The sequence below is a fragment of the Citrobacter sp. LST-B2 genome (assembly GCF_057983045.1).
The window spans coordinates 5068350-5087722 of sequence record NZ_CP192598.1 but is presented as its reverse complement, the minus strand read 5'-3'; the positions used below and the strand labels follow the sequence as shown (position 1 = coordinate 5087722).

Here is a 19373-nt window from a genome sequence, read left to right as displayed (position 1 = left end):
TACCATGTCTGAAACGTTGAATGTTGTTACGTTACTGGGAAGCCTGCGCAAAGGTTCGTTTAACGGTATGGTTGCCCGTACGCTGCCGAAAATCGCCCCGGCGGGTATGAAAATCAGTGCGTTACCGTCTATCGGTGATATCCCGCTTTACGATGCTGACGTGCAGCAGGAAGAGGGGTTTCCGGCAAGCGTCGACGCGCTGGCTGAGCAAATTCGCCAGGCTGATGGCGTGGTTATCGTTACGCCGGAATATAACTATTCGGTACCGGGTGGTCTGAAGAACGCCATCGACTGGCTGTCACGCCTGCCCGATCAGCCGCTTTCAGGCAAACCGGTGCTCATCCAGACCAGCTCGATGGGGGCTATTGGCGGCGCGCGCTGCCAGTATCATCTGCGTCAGATCCTGGTTTTCCTGGATGCCATGGTCATGAACAAGCCGGAATTTATGGGTGGCGTGATACAGAACAAAGTAGACCCGCAGACGGGTGAAGTGATTGACCAGAGTACGCTGGACCATCTAACCGGCCAGCTCACCGCGTTTGGTGACTACATCGAGCGCGTGAAGGCCTGATAACAAAACTTGCCGACTACTCTTAAATAATCCAGTAAGCGCTTATGCATCTGGATTATTTTCTTATTATTATTTGCGTAAATCTGTCTATAAATCACTGTTGTCTGTTTTTTCCCCTTCATTATTGTGCCATAGTGTTACCAGCATTGCTGTTGCAATAAAATCAATAAATATATCTAATATTTTTCCGACATTTTGTCTACCGTGAACAATGGATATACCATGGACAGGACATTTTCACATCTAAGGACCGCATTATGTAGCAGTACACAACTGGAGAAATCCATGCATGCCTGCTTACAGTCGATACCTGACTCAATTGTTTGTGATGGTATTTTCTTTAACTATTATCGAAGTGATATTCGCTGTATCCAGTTTTTAGCATTAGCGACACACAAAACAGCGCGACTGAAACGAGATATCATCCCGATCCCTGAAGTTATAGCCAAGCAATTCAATCACTCAGATAACTTCTCTACCCAAGTTATCGATACTCTGAGCCAATGTCCGCTGACTGAATATGTCGTTAACACCTGCTTTCGTAATATCAAATCTCTGATCCTGATGCGTATGCACCTGGATGGTCTACGGCTTGGCGCGATGGGTATATTTAGCCACCGGACTGATGCTTTTACACCTCAACATGCTGAATTATTCGAATCAGTACGGGGAGAACTCTCCTTACTGGCCTTTATTGCCCTTTCTCGACATAACCTTTTATTAAATAATACGCCTCCTTCTATTCCCGGACTATCTATTGCAGAAGAGAGCGAAAAATTTGTCGTTAGTCAAAATAATCTTCCTCTTTTTCAGTTGTACCATTCATTGAAAAGGTTGGCAAACAGTGAATTGCCTGTTTTATTACTTGGAGAGAAAGGGGTTGGAAAAAACTCACTTGCTTCCGAGCTTCAGCAACAACGTTCAACGCGCAGTGGTTATTATGGATTGATTAGTCCTCAGGGGCAGTTGATCGTCATGAAAAATGGTGTCCTGAACCGCACTATAACTATTGATTTCAACACCCCCCCTAACATGGCTTCATTTCTAATCTTGCATCAGGGATCTTTACTGATAAAAGAAATAAATTCTTTTCCGGATCGTTGGCAAACATTTTTACTGGCACTGCACTCAAATTACAGCGAGTATTGCCAGCTACAGATTATTGCCATACAAACACTTCCATTTTCAATGGTAAACAACACACTTAATCACGATATATCCACTCACTATCTGACAAACCAATATTATGCAAATACCCTTTGTCAGGTCGTTACATTGCCACCGTTGCGGCATCGCTATGATGATATTCCTCTGCTGCTGACCTACTACCTGAGGAAGCTATCAAGCCAGTATAGACGCACCTCTTTACCTGTACTGGGTGATGATTCACTACGCTTATTATTGAAGTATCACTGGCCGGGCAACATTACTGAATTGATAGGATTATTAGAAAATGCGTTTTTCCGTTGCACAGGCAATGAGTTACACATTGTCCTACCAAAAGAGAGAAATGCGATAACCATCCCTCCGCTTGATGACGCAATGCGCCAACATATCCAAATGGCGTTACAACAAAGTCAGGGGAAAATATCAGGCAAAGGCGGTGCAGCAGAGTTACTTGGTGTTAACAGCAACACGCTATACAGCAAAATGAAGAAACTGGGCATTGTGGTGAAAGAAAAATAATCTGACGTCCCCTTCTCTCTTCAGGAAAAGGGGAGCAGTCTTTATTTTTGCTTTCTGGCGCGATGGAAACCGTCGAGCATACCTTTAATCAGTGCCCCCGGCGTATCCCCTGTACTACTTAAATAGAGATGCACGATGATAAATGCCACCATCACGACAGCCAAAGCGTAATGGAGCCAAGCCACAACCTGCTTACCAGGTAACGCAAACAGAGTTTCTGGCGTATAACCGGGATACATCATCAGTAATCCGGTCACAATGAGCAGCGGCAATAACAGGAACATCACACCAATATAGCCCAGTTGCTGGAGAATATTGAATTTAGCCGCTGGCGACGCATGCTCCGGGTGAGGTTCTCCACGGAAAATACCATACAGGTAGTAGCGGGTCTGACGGATAAGCCGCCCTGTAATACCTTGCCAGCGCACCTGATAATGGTGCCCGTTGCCACACATCGAAACCAGGATAAAACCCAGCCATATAACACACAGCGATATCCCTGCAATATTGTGCACATCAACCCACAGCGAGAATCGCGCACTCACCCAATGCAAGGCACAGCCGCTGATAATTAGCGCGGCAAAACAGAGTGCGTTCAGCCAGTGCCAGCAGCGGACAGGCAGCGTATAGAGATAACTTTTCTCCAGCGGCATATCTGTCTTACGACGCGACATGATTAGCCGCCCCAAACCATGACAGAGTAGCAACACTACGAAGCCGCTCAGCGCCCAGGCAATGAAGCGATCGGCCTGACCACTGCCGTTATTACCAATCATGTAGGTATCGGTAAATAACACACCATCTATCTGACGAACTGCGGGAACAGGAGGCGCCACCGCCGTCAGTTTTTCTCTAAGAGATACATCATCAAATAACCCTTTCCCTAACAAGCTACCTGCCATGGCATTTTCATCAGGCGCAAACGTTTTCCGCCGAGCGGTAAGCAGCATTCCGTCGCCATGACACTGTACACAGCTGATGGCTTTTGAAGCAGGCAGAATACGATGCAAAGTGCTATCCGCCGCATCGGCATGGCAGTCAATGCAGCGTAAACTGTTGAGATGTTCAGAAGCATAAGGCAGCGCAGAGTGTGCCATATCCTGAGATGTTGAGCTTTTCCCACCGGACAGGTGCATAAAGACTCCCGCCCGCGAATGACAATTCGTGCACATCAAATTGTCGTCGGCAACCCGTTGTTTACCCGGATGGTTTAGCTCTCCCGCCGTCATGGTGTGCGCGTTATGGCATGAGGTACAAGAGAAGAGTCCTTTGGCTATCTTTTCACTGTGGGCGCTCTGCTGTACGGCATGCACCGTATCGCGCATGACCACGCCATGACAACTTTCGCAGTTTTGGTCGTCGCCAGGCTTCAGAACATGCGGGGTGACAGAAAATCCCTCGCTTCCGGGTTGGCTCTGATGGCAGGCGATACACGGCACTTCACCATGCACGCTGTCGTGATATTTATCGGCGGAGACAACTAAATTCACCTGTACTTTGTCCGTCGAGATCCCCTGAATATCGCTATCAGCGTGGCATGCCAGACAAGGTTGATTGAGTTGCGCTGTCGGCACTGGCGCACAATATCCCGACAGGGGTATCCATCCCACCAGCAGAAAGAATAGTCCTCTTGTTAATAATCCGCGCATGATATCTCTCATGGCTTCATATCCGGATATTTAAAGAGATGGCAATTATTACAATAAATTACCGAGGGTTTATGTTCGTTATGACAAGCGGTACAAGGAACATCTTTGCCGTAATGCATTGAATCATGCGGGTTGGGCTCTGCATTATTGTCATGCGGATTGGGTTGCGTTAGTCCGGCAATCTGGTCGCGCGAACCGTGGCAACTCAGGCAAGATTTATCATTCGGTGCCGCTACAGGCGTGCTGGAACCGTGACATAACTGACATGATGTATTGCGTCCGGTGGCTTCCAATGAATGGTGATAAGGCTTGACGTTCATTGCATTCAGTTGCTGATGAAAAGCAGCTTCGTCGTCAGTCGCAGCGATGACCTGGGAAAAACCACCAATACACAGCAACAGCATGGCTATCCATAATTTTGCCATATTAAATTCCCTCAACGTCAAAGGCTTCATCCGCAGCAGTCGCTGAGGCAACGCTAAGCCCCGCAATCCGGCCAAAAACCAGGCAATCCGCAACGGCGCAACTCCCCAGACGACTTCCACCATGTGAACCTGCTGTCGCTTCTCCGGCAGCGTACAGGCCGGGGATAGGTTTGCTATCAGCCGCATTGAGTACCTCTGTGCGCATACTGATCTGCACCCCCCCCATGACGTAGTGCACTTTAGGCCACACGCGTACAGCAACAAATGGCCCTTTGTCTAACGGAACCGCACGACTCACATCTTTTTTCATGCGATCGCCGCCTTTGCGCGCAACGGCCGCATTGTAGGTCTCCACTTCTTCTTGCAGTGTGTCGAAAGGTATGCCGAAATGCGCCGCCAACTGATCCAGTGAGTCAAACTGCCAGGCGACACCATAATGCAAGGCATGTTTCAGGCTTTGAGCCAGTTTCGCGCCTTCAAGCGTGGTGAAGCAGATGGGATAAAGTGGATCCCCTTTCTCATCCACCTGCGCCAGAATCCCCTCTTCACGCTCTTTGCGATCGGCAAGCTCATTTGTGAAACGATGACCAGAACGCGGGTTAACCATAATTCCGTTAGGAAAACCTGAGATGGTATTGAACTGCGAAACGTAGCCAAATCCGCGTTCGTCTGGCGAAGACCAGGGGCCTAGCTGGATAAGATCAAGCTGCACTGGCGTTGCGCCAATACGTAGCATTTGCACCAGACATTCCGATGTAGCGCCAGGGTGGTTGGTGGAGTCGACACGCTCATCCAGCATGGGGTTTTGCATTTTACGAAAACGCAGATCATTGGAAAAACCGCCAGAACACATCACCACGCCGTAACGCGCGCCGTAATGCCTTATCTTGCCGCTCTGTTCATCCGGGAAACGATAGCCGTCACGTACCGTCAGACCGATAACACGTCCTTGAGAATTTTGCAGGAAAGATTCCAGCTTGCATTGGGCGCGAAAAACAACGCCCATTTTCATGGCGGACTCTTTTAGCGGCCGAGTGATCCCCGCCCCAGAACTCTCTACCGTTTGCAACGTACGAGGGACAGAGTGACCGCCAAAATGCTGTACGAACGGTTTATATTTTACGCCGTGTTGTAGGGTAAACTCATATGCAGCGGTCGTGTTGTTAACGAGAATCTTCAACTGATCTTTATCATTTAGCCCACGTCCAGCTTTCAACATGTCCTTAAACATCAACTCTGGTGAATCGACGATCCCTTCTTTTTTCTGCACAGTCGATCCGGCTACGGCAACCGCACCGCCGTTAATCGCTGAGTTGCCACCAAAAACAGGCATCTTTTCAATCACCAGCACGCTGCGGCCAGCCTGAGCGGCTTCAAGTGCAGCAGCTAGTCCGGCAAAGCCGCTTCCGACAACGATCACATCATAGACTTTATGGTAACGAACCGACGAAGCCGGGGCGCAGTTATCCTGCGCCATCACCTTTCCAGTCAGCGCCGTAAGTGCGCCGCCGGTCGCCAGGAGGGTACTTTTCGTCAAAAAGGCTCGCCGCGACGCATTAACGGTTTTTTTCATTGTCGTCATTTGCTCCCTGCTTGCGTACTGACCAGGGAACCGGAAGGAAACGATGCGACTAACGCGGATGAATCAGCAATGTTGTCAGTAAAAATCCTATCCTGCACAACAAACGGTACTTTTTCACGATAGGCGGCAAAGAGTTTTCCAGTCATCTCACCCAACTTCAGGTCAGGATTTTTCTGTTTCCGTAGATCGACAGCCTGACTGGCGTGCAACAGTTCCAGACCATAAATGCTGCGCATATCATCCACGATTTGACTCAATCGCTTGGACGCCCGGAGATTGTTGGTGTAGGTATCCTCAATCGTTCCCGCCATCGGTTGCCCATCCAGTGATACTGGGTTAACCAAGTCGCGAATATCCGCCAGTAACGCAACCTGTGGCTTCTGAATAGCGCCGAAGGCATGTCCCTGCTGATTGGTGTCGGAAGCGAGGAAACGACTCAGTCCGGTGAAATGATCGTCAGATAAATGCAAAGTGCGCTGAACGCTGTTATGCGCCAGATGTCCCATCGCTAAAGACAGATTCTGAATCGCCAGTGCCAGAGGCAGCGGTTCAAAATTAGAGGTCGGGAAAATCGCGCCGCTGAGGGTTTCGCCATTGGCCCCTTTTGCGCTCACGAAATACTGCTCAACCTGGCTATTTTCCGCCAACGAACGATCGGCATTTACGATTACCGCGGGGTTGTCGTCCGAGCTGTTCATCTGGATTTCCAGCATTTGCCAAGCTTCATTCCATTCGCGACGCGCTTCATTAAGCACAAATACCGTCGTACGGAAAGAGAGCGGGTCCTGCAAAGGACGTCCATCCTGATGTTGCCAGAGATAAGAACCCGTGAGCACAGTTCGAATCGTTCCGGCAGTATCCTGAATGCCAGGGAAAGGTCTAACGCTTAAACTCTGGTGCAGGAATGGCGCAACGTTGCCATTTAGCGCTTCCAGCGATAAACCGAACACCGCCGGGGTGACGTTAATAATCTGTCTGGACTCCAGAAGAGCCTGCGCAGAATAAGCTGTTGATACTGCATTGGAAGAAAGAATCGACAGCGCATCTTTGCCGAGCGGTTCCAGCTTATCAATACCCGCCTGTTTCAGCGCTTTTGCCGAATCCATCTCGACGCCTTTTACGCGAACGCGCCATTCACCAATCATCACATCGCCGATATGAGAGGCAAGCGTGATATCAGCTTCACCCACAGAGCCCTGTGAGGGCACGACGGGGGTAATGTGCTTATTGAGAAACTGCTGATACATTTTGGCAACCTGCGGTTGGGCACCAGTATTTCCCGTTAACATCGTATTCAGGCGAATCACCATAGCCAGACGCACCAGTTCATCCGGCATGTCTGGACCAACGCCAGCCGCATGCGCATGCAGCGCGTTGATATTAAACTCACGAGAGGCCTGAATAACCTCCGGAGTCAGTTTTCCATGCGCATCAAACAAAGATTTATCTTTATTGAGTCCCACACCTACCGTCAGTCCGTAAACGGGAACGCCTTTTCCGGCAGCAATCATTAAAAGTTTATTGGCTTTATCGACGCGATCCATCGCAGTGGCAGCGATCTCAACCTGTTTTTCCCCCTGAGCAATGGCCCAGGCATCATCCAGTGTTAATGAATGACCATCCAGCGTCACGCTGGTGGTAGCGCTTGCGAATAGCGGAAAAAACAGAGAGATACAGAACGTCGCAATGACAGTTTTCTTCATTTCGAAACTCCTTTTAATAGAGATAAGAAACAGTAACGAAAAATGCCTGTGCGAAAGTTGAAATACCCCCTGCATTTACTATGGCTATTTTTGATATTTCAAAAAAACCAAAGTAAAAACATTTCAATCTGTTAACAGATAATTCACCAGAAGAAACCACAACTCGCTAAAACATGGTCATAAATTACAGAGATTATTTATTCGCAGAGAGATAATTTTCAAGCTTGATATTTTGGGACAGGAATAAAAGACTATCAGACAGGAAATGCTTCAGCCTTGATAACAAAGCTGAAGCATGTTCTACATTAGTGCGCGTCGATAAACACAATCTTCAGCACAAACAGCAGCGCTACAACGACCACGCACGGGCTCAGCTCACGCAGACGACCGGTACCGATTTTCATCACACAGTAAGAGATAAAGCCCAGCGCGATCCCTTCGGTAATGGAGAAGCTGAACGGCATCATCACGGCAGTGATAAACGCCGGTACAGATTCAGTGAGATCGTCCCACTTCACGCGCGCCAGACTGGACGTCATTAACACACCGACGTAAATCAGCGCGCCTGCAGCCGCATAGCCCGGCACCATCCCCGCCAGCGGTGACAGGAAGATCACCAGCAGGAACAGCAGACCAACCACCACCGCGGTCAGGCCAGTACGCCCCCCAACAGAAACGCCGGAAGAGGACTCGATATAAGCAGTGACGGAAGACGTACCGATAAATGCCCCGGTCACAGAGGAGACGCTATCGACAAACAGCGCCTGCTTCATGCGCGGAAATTTCCCTTTTTCATCCGCCAGACCGGCTTTATCAGTTACGCCGATCAATGTGCCGGAGGAGTCAAACAGGTTAACCAGCATGAAAGAGAAAATCACCCCAGCCAGACCAATGTTAAACGACCCCGCCAGATCGACATGCCCAATCACCGACGAGACGCTCGGCGGCGCAGAGACAATGCCGTTATAGTGCACATCACCCAGCATCCAGCCCAACAGCGTAGTGACGATGATGGATACCAGCACGGCGGCGTGAATATTACGTGACGCCAGGATAGCGATGATAAAGAAACCGAGCACGCCCAGCAGGACGCTATGGGAGGTCAGATTACCAATGCTGACCAGCGTTTCCGGATTCGCAACGATGACACCCGCGTTTTTAAGCCCCATCATGCCGATGAATAGACCGATACCGCTGGTGATCCCCACGCGCAGACTGACCGGGATATTGGCAATCATCCAGTAACGCACGCGGAAAATAGTCAGCAGCAGCAGACCGACGGCGCCCCAGAAAATCGCCCCCATACCGACCTGCCACGACAGGCCCATCGCGCCAACCACAACGAAGGCAAAGAACGCATTCAGCCCCATCGCAGGCGCCAGTGCCACCGGCAGGTTAGCGAACAGCCCCATCAGAATGCTGCCGAACGCGGCAATCAGACAGGTGGTCACGAAGACGGCGCTGGTGTCCATGCCAGCAACGCCCAGAATTTGCGGGTTAACAAAAACGATGTAAACCATCGTCAGGAAGGTGGTAAAACCGGCGATCACTTCGGTTCGTGCCGTTGTGCCATGTTCGCGCAGTTTGAACACGCGTTCCAGCATCCCCTGACCAGACGTCTGGGTTGTGTGTTGTTGACTCATTATCAATTTCCAAACAAGGAGGGAAAATTCGTCGCTATCCTATACCAAAATGCGACAATAGGGGGTGATTGTGTGAGGTTTTTTTCATTGAATTTGCTTATACGGCAACGATTGCGTTGCACAATCAGGCAGTACGTAAACGTTAAACTTGTGAAAAGGGAAAGGCATGTCCGGAATTGAAGCGGTATTTTTTGACTGTGACGGTACGCTGGTCGACAGTGAAGTGATCTGTTCCCGCGCGTACGTCGCAATGTTCCAGGAATTCGGTATCACCCTCGATCTCGAAGAAACTTTTAAACGCTTTAAGGGCGTAAAACTCTACGAAATCATTGATATCATTAACGAGGAGCATGGGGTGACGTTGGCCAAAGCCGACTTAGAACCCGTCTACCGCGCCGAGGTCGCACGCCTGTTCGACTCGGAACTGGAAGTGATCCCTGGTGCGAATACCCTGCTGGACAGCATGACAGTGCCGATGTGCGTGGTTTCTAACGGTCCGGTCAGCAAAATGCAACACTCGCTGGGTAAACTGGGCATGCTGCATCATTTTCCGGACAAACTGTACAGCGGCTACGATATTCAACGCTGGAAGCCCGATCCGGCGCTGATGTTCCACGCAGCAAAAGCGATGAACGTCAACGCACAGAACTGCATTCTGGTCGATGACTCTTCCGCTGGCGCGCAGTCGGGGATTGATGCGGGAATGGAAGTGTTCTACTTCTGTGCCGATCCGCACAACAAGCCTATCGAACATCCCAAAGTGACGACTTTTACCGATTTGGCACAGTTGCCAGCGTTGTGGAAAGCACGCGGCTGGAATATTACCCGGTAATTTTTGTAGGCCCGGTAAGCTTGCGCCACCGGGCAATTGCCGGATGGCGCTAACGCTTATCCGGCCTATTTTCTACGTTTTATCACTCTTTTGGATCTTTACCCGCCAGCAGCTTATCCAGTTCATCACCGCCTACGTGACGGAAATCCTGGCCCTTCACGAAGTAGAAGATGTATTCGCAGATATTCTGGCAGCGGTCGCCGATACGCTCGATAGAGCGTGCACAGAATAACGCAGTCAGTACACTGGGAATCGTACGCGAATCTTCCATCATATAGGTCATCAGCTGACGCACAATCCCTTCGTATTCCTGGTCCACTTTCTTGTCTTCACGGTAGATACGCACTGCTTCATCCAGATCCATCCGCGCAAACGCATCCAGCACGTCGTGCAGCATCTGTATGGTGTGACGCCCCAGTGACTCCAGGCTCACCAGCAGCGGCTGATGCTGCTGGGAGAACTTCTCCAGCGCGGTACGACAGATTTTATCCGCCACGTCGCCAATACGTTCCAGTTCGGCGATGGTTTTGATGATCGCCATCACCAGACGCAGATCGCTCGCCGTCGGCTGGCGCTTGGCGATGATGCGAACACAGGCTTCATCAATCGCCACTTCCATCATATTGACGTGCTTATCGCCATCAACAACGCGTTTCGCCAGCTCGCTGTCCTGATTGTGCATCGCGGTGATGGCATCAGAAAGCTGCTGCTCGACCATGCCGCCCATCGTCATTACCTGAGTGCGGATACTTTCCAGTTCGGCGTTGAACTGACCTGAAATGTGTTTATTAAGGTTTAAATTGTCCATCATTTCTCCAGATGCCCGGGCATATCAACCGTAGCGGCCAGTAATGTAATCTTCGGTTTGTTTCTTCGCGGGCTTGGTGAACAGGTCGTCCGTGTTGCTGAACTCAATCAACTCGCCCAGGTACATAAACGCCGTATGATCGGAACAACGCGCAGCCTGCTGCATGTTGTGGGTCACGATCACCACGGTGTAATCCTGTTTCAGCTCGGTAATCAGCTCTTCGATACGACCGGTTGAGATCGGATCCAGTGCTGAGCACGGCTCATCCAACAGCAAGACTTCCGGGCGAATGGCGATACCTCGCGCGATGCACAGACGCTGCTGCTGACCACCGGAGAGAGAATATCCGCTCTGGTGCAATTTATCTTTGGTTTCATTCCATAGTGCGGCCTTGGTCAACGCCCACTGCACACGCTCGTCCATATCCGCCCGGGACAGCTTCTCAAACAGACGCACGCCAAAGGCGATGTTGTCGTAGATAGACATCGGGAACGGCGTCGGCTTCTGGAACACCATCCCGACTTTGGCACGCAGCAGGGCGATATCCTGGGTATTGGTGAGAATATTGTCACCATCGAGCAGAATTTCACCTTCCGCACGCTGTTCCGGGTAGAGTTCAAACATCTTGTTGAACGTACGCAACAGCGTCGATTTACCGCAGCCAGAAGGCCCGATGAATGCCGTTACCTGGTTCTTTGCAATATCCAGGTTGATGTTCTTCAGGGCATGGAATTTGCCGTAGTAGAAGTTCAAATCACGAACCTGAATCTTACCCGGAGCAGTATCAACCATACTCATTTTACTCTTTTCCTTATCATGCCTGATGGCGCTTCGCTTATCAGGCCTACAACAAATAGGTTCAACCGTAGGCCGCACGCCGCCATCCGGCAACGTGTTAACCGTGTTTACTCTTGGCGAAAATTACGCGCGCCAGAATGTTCAGCAGCAATACGCACAGCGTGATAATCAGCACCCCGGCCCACGCCAGTTGCTGCCATTCCGCAAACGGGCTCATCGCAAATTTAAAGATGGTGACCGGCAGGTTGGCGATCGGCTGCATCATGTCGGTACTCCAGAACTGATTGGAGAGCGCGGTAAACAGCAGCGGAGCGGTTTCACCTGCGATACGCGCAATCGCCAGCAGGATACCGGTCATGATCCCGGAGACAGACGCTTTCAGCGTAATCGCGGAGATCATTTTCCATTTCGGCGTCCCCAGCGCATAAGCCGCTTCACGCAGACTATCCGGCACCAGCTTCAACATGTTTTCGGTGGTTCGAATCACGATAGGCACCTGCAGCAGCGCCAGCGCAATCACGCCCGCCCAACCGGAGAAGTGCTCCATCTGCGCCACCACAATGGTGTACACGAACAGACCAACCACAATAGACGGGGCGGAAAGCAGAATGTCATTGATGAAGCGAATCACTTCCGCCAGCCAGGATTTGCGACCATATTCCGCCAGATAAATCCCGGCCATGATGCCCAGCGGTGTACCAAACACGGTTGCCCAGAGGATCAACAGACCACTGCCCGCCAGGGCGTTCGCCAGACCGCCACCCGCCGTGTTCGGCGGCGGCGTCATTTCGGTGAACAGCGCCAGCGACATCCCGTCGATACCACGGGAAATGGTGGACATCAGGATCCAGACGAGCCAGAACAGACCAAACGCCATCGTCGCCATAGAAAGCGTCAGGGCGATGCGGTTTTTCATCCGGCGCTTAGCCTGCATTTTGCGGCGGGATTCCGCCAGTTCCGCGCTGGTTTGCATTTCAAGCGTAGCCATTAGCGTGCCCCCTCGTTCTTCGCAAGGCGCAAAATCATAAACTTAGACGCTGCCAGCACGATGAAGGTAATCACGAACAGAATCAGACCCAGTTCCATCAACGCCGCAACGTGCAGGCCAGACTCCGCTTCCGCAAATTCATTCGCCAGCGCCGAGGTGATACTATTACCCGGCATATACAGCGATGCGCTGTCGAGCTGGTAGGTGTTGCCGATGATGAAGGTCACCGCCATCGTTTCACCCAGTGCTCGTCCCAGACCCAGCATGATGCCGCCAATTACCCCATTTTTGGTGAACGGCAACACGATGCGCCAGATAACCTCCCAAGTGGTACAGCCGATACCGTATGCAGACTCTTTCATCATCACCGGCGTCTGTTCAAATACATCACGCATTACAGCTGCAATGTAAGGGATGATCATGATGGCGAGGATCACGCCAGCCGCCAGAATACCGATACCAAACGCCGGGCCGGAGAACAGCGCGCCAACAAACGGAATGTTGGAAAGGATATTACCGACCGGTTCCTGAAAATAAGTGGCAAACAGTGGAGCAAAGATAAACAGGCCCCACATGCCGTAGACGATACTCGGGATAGCTGCCAGCAATTCAATCGCAATCCCCAGCGGACGACGCAGCCAGCCTGGCGCGAGTTCGGTCAGAAACAGGGCAATGCCGAAGCTCACCGGAACGGCGATCAGCAATGCGATAAAAGAGGTGACCAGCGTACCGTAGATCGGTACCAGCGCCCCGTAGATATCGTTTGGCGCGTCCCAGTCTTTGGTCCACAGGAAAGAGAAACCAAATTTCTCAATGCTGGGCCAGGAGGAGATGATCAGAGAGACAATAATGCCACCCAACATCAATAGCACAATCAGCGCAGCCAGTTTTACCAGCGCGCTGAAGATTTTGTCACCCTTTTTACCCGGTGGGTTAAAAGCAGGCTTGGTTGCAGCCATAAATCACTCTTTAAGTTTGGGCCAGGAAGCGCGCATTTTATCGCGCTTCCTGGCTAACGTAATGCCATACCCTAAATAATTCGAGTTGCAGCAAGGCGGCAAGCTTGTGAATCCCCAGGAGCATAGATTCACTATGTGACTGGGGTGAACAAACGCAGCCAACACAGCTGCGGCTCGAAGTATGACGGGTATTTAGTACAGCGCTTTACCGCTGCTGTCTTTCACATTGGTCTTCCATGCTGCACGGATCTGCTCTACCACGCTGTCCGGCAGGCTGGCGTAATCCAGGTCATTAGCCTGTTTGCCGCCATTTTTGTATGCCCAGTCGAAGAATTTCAGTACTTCAGCACCCTGCTCAGGTTTCTTCTGCTCTTTATGAATCAGAATAAAGGTGGTGGAGGTAATCGGCCACGCATCATCACCTTTCTGGTTCGTCAGATCCTGTGCGAAGGATTTACTCCAGTCAGCGCCTTTCGCGGCGTTAGCGAAGTTCTCTTCAGTCGGACTAACCGGTTTACCGTCAGCAGAAACCAGCTTGGTGTATGCCAGGTTGTTCTGCTTAGCGTAAGCGTATTCAACGTAGCCAATGGAACCTGGCAGACGCTGTACGAACGCGGCGATACCGTCGTTACCCTTACCGCCCAGACCGGTTGGCCAGTTAACGGTAGAGCCAGCGCCCACTTTGGTTTTCCACTCTTCGTTCACTTTCGCCAGATAGCTGGTGAAGACGAAGGAGGTACCAGAACCATCGGCACGACGCACAACGGCGATGTTCTGAGAAGGCAGTTTCACGCCTGGGTTCAGTTTGGTGATGGCTTCATCATCCCACTTCTTGATTTTACCCAGGTAGATGTCACCCAGCGTTTTACCATCCAGCACCAGTTCGCCAGACTTCAGACCTGGGATGTTCACCGCCAGTACCACGCCGCCAATCACGGTCGGGAACTGGAACAGGCCTTCCTGATTCAGTTTTTCGTCAGACAGCGGCGCATCAGAGGCACCGAAATCAACAGTATTCGCTGTAATTTGTTTAACACCACCGGAGGAGCCGATACCCTGGTAGTTAACTTTACTACCGGTCTCTTTCTGATAAGTATCAGCCCATTTGGCATACACCGGCGCAGGAAAAGTTGCACCTGCGCCTGTCAGACTTGCTGCTGCTAATGCAGAGAAAGCGCTCATAGATAAGGTCGCGGCGACAACAGTTGCGACAGTGGTACGCATAACTTTCATAATGTCTCCTGCAAGATTTTCGTAAATCATTGTTAAGTGGCTACGATGAGCAAAATAGGACAAACAGGTGACAGTTAAATGTACGAAATATGACAGTTTTATGACAATGAAAATTTCCGTTAAATCAGAATGATTTTTTTCCTGTTTATCATTAAGTTAACTGAAAATATGACAATAGCTTTTCAGGAAAATTTTCTTTTTGTGACACTGAAAAAAGTAGCTGAAGATGACGATTTGTCACAGTAAAACGGCGGGAAAATTGATTAAAAACAGCACAGGAATGAAAAAAAAATGCCCCGCTTTCGCAGGGCATGAGCGTTTTACTCGACGGTAACTGATTTTGCCAGGTTACGCGGCTGATCCACGTCGGTACCTTTAATCAGCGCCACGTGATAAGCCAGCAGTTGCAGCGGCACGGTATAGAAGATCGGTGCAATCACCTCTTCCACATGCGGCATCTCAATGATGTGCATATTGTCGCTGCTGGCAAAACCGGCGTCCTGATCGGCGAAGACATACAGCTGACCGCCACGGGCGCGCACTTCTTCAATGTTGGACTTCAGTTTTTCCAGCAGTTCGTTGTTTGGTGCAACAACGATAACCGGCATATCGGCATCAATCAGCGCCAGCGGGCCGTGTTTCAGCTCACCTGCCGCATAGGCTTCTGCGTGTATATAGGAGATCTCTTTCAGCTTCAACGCGCCTTCGAGAGCGATCGGATACTGATCGCCACGGCCCAGGAACAGGGCATGGTGTTTGTCAGAGAAATCTTCAGCCAACGCTTCAATGCGTTTGTCCTGAGAGAGCATTTGCTCGATACGGCTCGGCAGCGCCTGCAGGCCATGAACAATGTCATGCTCAATGGACGCATCCAGACCTTTCAGACGCGCCAGTTTCGCCACCAGCATCAGCAGAACGGTTAACTGAGTGGTAAAGGCTTTCGTCGACGCCACGCCGATTTCCGTGCCGGCATTGGTCATCATCGCCAAATCCGATTCACGTACCAGAGAAGACCCCGGAACGTTACAGATGGCGAGTGAACCCAGATAGCCCAGTTCTTTCGACAAACGCAGGCCTGCCAGCGTATCCGCCGTTTCACCCGACTGAGACAGCGTGATCATCAGGCTATTACGGCGTACTGCTGATTTGCGGTAGCGGAATTCAGAAGCGATTTCGACGTCGCACGGAATACCGGCCAAAGATTCAAACCAGTAGCGAGAAACCATCCCGGAGTTGTAAGACGTGCCACACGCGATGATCTGGATATGCTCAACCTGAGACAACAGCTCGTTAGCTTTTGGCCCAAGTTCGCTTAAATCCACTTCGCCGTGGCTGATGCGCCCGGTCAGAGTGTTTTTAATCGCATTCGGTTGTTCGTAAATCTCTTTCTGCATGTAGTGGCGATAGATACCTTTATCACCCGCGTCATATTGCAGATTAGATTCGATATCCTGACGCTTCACGTCCGCGCCCGTTTTATCAAAAATCGCGACGGAACGGCGAGTCACTTCCGCAATATCGCCTTCTTCCAGGAAGATAAAGCGACGGGTCACCGGCAGCAGCGCCAACTGATCGGAGGCGATAAAGTTTTCGCCCATTCCCAGACCGATAACCAGCGGGCTACCTGAACGTGCAGCCAGCAGCGTATCTGGATGACGGGTATCCATGATTACCGTACCGTACGCGCCGCGCAGTTGCGGGATGGTACGCAGCACAGCATCACGCAGCGTACCGCCCTGTTTCAGCTCCCAGTGCACTAAGTGAGCAATTACTTCGGTGTCGGTTTCTGAAACGAAGGTATAGCCACGCGCTTTAAGTTCTTCACGCAGTGGTTCATGGTTTTCGATGATGCCGTTATGCACCACCACAATGTGTTCAGAAACATGCGGATGCGCGTTTGCTTCTGAAGGTTCGCCATGCGTAGCCCAACGGGTGTGAGCAATACCAGTACCGCCATGCAGCGGATGTTCTTCCGCAGCCTGAGACAGCATCTGTACTTTACCCAGACGACGCAGACGGGTCATATGACCTTCTGCATCTACCACGGCCAGACCCGCAGAGTCGTAACCACGGTATTCCAGACGACGTAAACCTTCGAGAAGGATTTCAGCTACATCACGTTGCGCGATAGCGCCAACAATTCCACACATAGTTTTTTATTCCGAATCAAGGCATTATGCCTGTCGTTGTCTTTCGACCTGTATGCCCGTATTTTCGGGCGCCCCGAGCCTTGTAGAGAGTGGGGTTATTTTTATAGGTACTGCTGGGGGGAAATACATTTTTATTTCCTCACCCGGGTTGGCCTGATGCAGGCAACGCCTTATCCGGCCAACAAAACATCACTGAACGTAGGCCGGATAAGCGAAAGCGCCATCCGGCAAAAATATCTACTTTTTCTTCACCGGGCGTTTCCAGCCCTGCTTATTCACCTGCGGAACACGGCTGATGACCAACTCATTATCAGCCACGTTACGGGTGACGGTGGTCCCGGCAGCGATGGTTGCCCCATGGCCTACGGTCACCGGCGCCACCAACTGAGTATCGGATCCGACAAACACATCGTCGCCAATAATGGTTTTAAACTTGTTCGCGCCGTCGTAGTTGCAGGTAATGGTGCCTGCGCCAATGTTCACGTTGTCGCCAATTTCCGCATCGCCCAGATAGGTCAGGTGACCGGCTTTTGAACCTTTGCCGAGACGCGCTTTCTTCATCTCGACGAAGTTACCGACGTGAGCACCTTCCATCAGTTGCGCACCAGGGCGCAGACGAGCAAAGGGTCCAATGGTGCAGGCCGCGTCCAGATGGGCATCTTCCACTACGCTGTACGGGCTGATTTCACAGTCATCACCAATAACGCTGTTTTTAATGACGCAGCCCGCGCCAATCTTCACGCGATGGCCCAACGTGACGTGGCCTTCGATGATAACGTTAGTATCAATTTCAACATCTCGCCCGTGAACGAGCGTACCGCGCAGGTCAAAACGCGCCGGATCGCGCAGCATCACGCCCGCCAGCAGCAGTTTTTCTGCCTGCTCGGACTGGTAAACACGCTCCAGGCGGGAGAGCTGAAGACGGTTATTTACCCCTTCAGTTTCGCTAATACGCGCCGGATGTACCGCCGCAATCTCACGCCCTTCCTGGTAGGCCATCGCAATGATGTCGGTGATGTAGTATTCACCCTGCGCATTGTTATTGGTCAGTTTAGACAGCCAGCGTTTCATGTCCGCGCCATTGGCAATCAGGATCCCGGTGTTGATCTCCTGAATCCTGCGCTGTTCCTCGCTGGCATCTTTATGCTCAACGATGCCGGTCACTTTGCCGTTTTCACGGGTGATGCGACCATAGCCGCTCGGATCGTCCAGCACGACGGTCAACAAACCGATGCCGCCCTGGGGTTTAGCTTCACGCAGGCGAGTCAGGGTTTCAACGGAGATCAGCGGGACATCACCGTAGAGCATTAAAATGTCTTCATCATCGCCAAAGAACGGCGCTGCCTGCTGCATAGCATGGCCGGTGCCCAACTGCTCCGCCTGCAGCACCCAGTTCAGGTTGTCTTCTTTCAGGCTTTCTTTAAGCAGATCGCCACCGTGGCCGTAGACCAGATGCACCTGAGATGAGCCTAATTCATTTGCTACATCAATGACATGCTGAACCATCGATTTCCCGGCAAGGGTGTGCAGCACTTTTGGAAGATCGGAATACATACGTGTGCCTTTGCCTGCGGCAAGGATCACTACGCTCATCGCTTTATTCAACATACGCGCCCTGACTATAATTTGAGAACGAATTTATACCGTTTCACGTTGAAAATACTACATTTTTTTCGTCGTGAAATGGGCAGAGGATAAAACGCACAATCGCGAATTTTCCCCAACGAAGATAGAGACATTTTCGTCCATTGCTGCGACTTTTGTCTTCTGAAATGTCACCTGATATCGCGATTAACACGCCAGGCTAATGTTTTTGCTCTTTTTTTGATCCCTAAAGAAAGATGACGCAAACAGCACATTAATGACAGGCAAAAAAAAACCAGCCTGAAATCAGACTGGTTTTCATTTTTTCAACCCGGTGTTACATCGCTTTTTTGGTCAACTCGATAACGCGCAGTTTCGCGATCGCTTTGGCCAGTTCCGCAGATGCCTGAGCGTAATCCACGTCACCATGAGAGCTCTTAATGTGCTCCTCAGCCTTACGTTTCGCTTCCAGGGCTCTCGCTTCATCGAGATCCTGCCCGCGAATCGCGGTATCAGCCAGTACGGTCACGCTGCCAGGTTGCACTTCAAGAATGCCGCCAGACAGGTAGATAAATTCTTCATGACCGAACTGTTTAACGATGCGGATCATACCAGGCTTAATGGCGGTGAGCAGTGGGGCGTGCCCTGGGAAAATACCCAGTTCACCTTCACTACCCGTTACCTGGATTTTCTCGACCAGACCAGAGAACATTTGTTGCTCTGCGCTGACGACGTCCAGGTGGTAAGTCATTGCCATATCAC

At 51.0% G+C, this 19373-nt stretch carries 16 protein-coding genes; 3 read left to right on the top strand and 13 right to left on the bottom strand.

The window, feature by feature from the left end; translation table 11 throughout:
* The first annotated feature begins 4 nt into the window (after positions 1–4).
* Together ACQ0PY_RS24445 and ACQ0PY_RS24440 are read left to right on the top strand one after the other, a co-directional pair.
* Positions 5–571 (top strand): NADPH-dependent FMN reductase, encoded by a 567-nt coding sequence (locus tag ACQ0PY_RS24445; RefSeq protein ID WP_042998741.1) that lies wholly within the window; start codon positions 5–7, stop codon positions 569–571.
* Positions 572–856: 285 nt separating this feature from the next.
* A complete protein-coding gene (locus ACQ0PY_RS24440; protein WP_109739689.1) occupies positions 857–2257 on the top strand; it encodes an AAA-type ATPase lid domain-containing protein in 1401 nt (466 codons plus the stop codon).
* Between the two features lie 41 nt (positions 2258–2298).
* On the opposite strand, the gene phsC is transcribed toward ACQ0PY_RS24440, so the two are convergent.
* The 5 genes from phsC to adeP form a co-directional block, all read right to left on the bottom strand.
* Positions 2299–3906 (bottom strand): thiosulfate reductase cytochrome B subunit, encoded by a 1608-nt coding sequence (gene phsC, locus ACQ0PY_RS24435; RefSeq protein WP_052517422.1) that lies wholly within the window; start codon positions 3904–3906, stop codon positions 2299–2301.
* Positions 3907–3914: 8 nt separating this feature from the next.
* Positions 3915–4331: a cytochrome c3 family protein gene (locus ACQ0PY_RS24430; protein WP_051642285.1), complete on the bottom strand. Its 417-nt coding sequence runs from the start codon at positions 4329–4331 to the stop codon at positions 3915–3917.
* Between the two features lies 1 nt (position 4332).
* Positions 4333–5904, bottom strand: coding sequence for a flavocytochrome c (locus tag ACQ0PY_RS24425; protein WP_043001783.1), 1572 nt, complete (start codon positions 5902–5904; stop codon positions 4333–4335).
* Between the two features lie 5 nt (positions 5905–5909).
* Positions 5910–7616 (bottom strand): HAL/PAL/TAL family ammonia-lyase, encoded by a 1707-nt coding sequence (locus ACQ0PY_RS24420; RefSeq protein ID WP_042998743.1) that lies wholly within the window; start codon positions 7614–7616, stop codon positions 5910–5912.
* A gap of 305 nt (positions 7617–7921) precedes the next feature.
* Positions 7922–9259, bottom strand: a complete 1338-nt coding sequence (adeP, locus tag ACQ0PY_RS24415) for an adenine permease AdeP (RefSeq protein WP_042998744.1) — start codon at positions 9257–9259, stop codon at positions 7922–7924.
* 166 nt (positions 9260–9425) lie between these two features.
* Here adeP and yieH point away from each other — a divergent pair, with 166 nt between their 5' ends.
* Positions 9426–10091, top strand: coding sequence for a 6-phosphogluconate phosphatase (gene yieH / locus ACQ0PY_RS24410; RefSeq protein ID WP_042998745.1), 666 nt, complete (start codon positions 9426–9428; stop codon positions 10089–10091).
* Positions 10092–10173: 82 nt separating this feature from the next.
* Here yieH and phoU read toward each other — a convergent pair whose 3' ends face one another.
* From phoU to ACQ0PY_RS24370, 8 genes are all read right to left on the bottom strand, one after another.
* Positions 10174–10899 carry a phosphate signaling complex protein PhoU gene (gene phoU, locus ACQ0PY_RS24405; RefSeq protein ID WP_042998746.1) on the bottom strand — a complete coding sequence of 242 codons (726 nt, stop codon included), beginning with the start codon at positions 10897–10899 and terminating at the stop codon, positions 10174–10176.
* A gap of 24 nt (positions 10900–10923) precedes the next feature.
* Positions 10924–11697, bottom strand: coding sequence for a phosphate ABC transporter ATP-binding protein PstB (gene pstB, locus ACQ0PY_RS24400; RefSeq protein ID WP_042998747.1), 774 nt, complete (start codon positions 11695–11697; stop codon positions 10924–10926).
* 97 nt (positions 11698–11794) lie between these two features.
* Complete coding sequence (gene pstA / locus ACQ0PY_RS24395) at positions 11795–12685, bottom strand: phosphate ABC transporter permease PstA (protein WP_042998748.1); 891 nt, start codon at positions 12683–12685, stop codon at positions 11795–11797.
* Complete coding sequence (gene pstC, locus ACQ0PY_RS24390; RefSeq protein ID WP_042323550.1) at positions 12685–13644, bottom strand: phosphate ABC transporter permease PstC; 960 nt, start codon at positions 13642–13644, stop codon at positions 12685–12687. The genes pstA and pstC overlap by 1 nt, the downstream gene beginning before the upstream one ends.
* 192 nt (positions 13645–13836) lie before the next feature.
* Complete coding sequence (gene pstS / locus ACQ0PY_RS24385) at positions 13837–14877, bottom strand: phosphate ABC transporter substrate-binding protein PstS (protein ID WP_044268157.1); 1041 nt, start codon at positions 14875–14877, stop codon at positions 13837–13839.
* A gap of 320 nt (positions 14878–15197) precedes the next feature.
* Positions 15198–17027, bottom strand: a complete 1830-nt coding sequence (glmS, locus tag ACQ0PY_RS24380) for a glutamine--fructose-6-phosphate transaminase (isomerizing) (RefSeq protein ID WP_044256178.1) — start codon at positions 17025–17027, stop codon at positions 15198–15200.
* A 237-nt stretch (positions 17028–17264) separates the two neighbouring features.
* Complete coding sequence (gene glmU, locus ACQ0PY_RS24375) at positions 17265–18635, bottom strand: bifunctional UDP-N-acetylglucosamine diphosphorylase/glucosamine-1-phosphate N-acetyltransferase GlmU (protein ID WP_044268158.1); 1371 nt, start codon at positions 18633–18635, stop codon at positions 17265–17267.
* Positions 18636–18948: 313 nt separating this feature from the next.
* Positions 18949–19368 (bottom strand): F0F1 ATP synthase subunit epsilon, encoded by a 420-nt coding sequence (locus tag ACQ0PY_RS24370; protein WP_003023809.1) that lies wholly within the window; start codon positions 19366–19368, stop codon positions 18949–18951.
* Between the last annotated feature and the right edge of the window lie 5 nt (positions 19369–19373).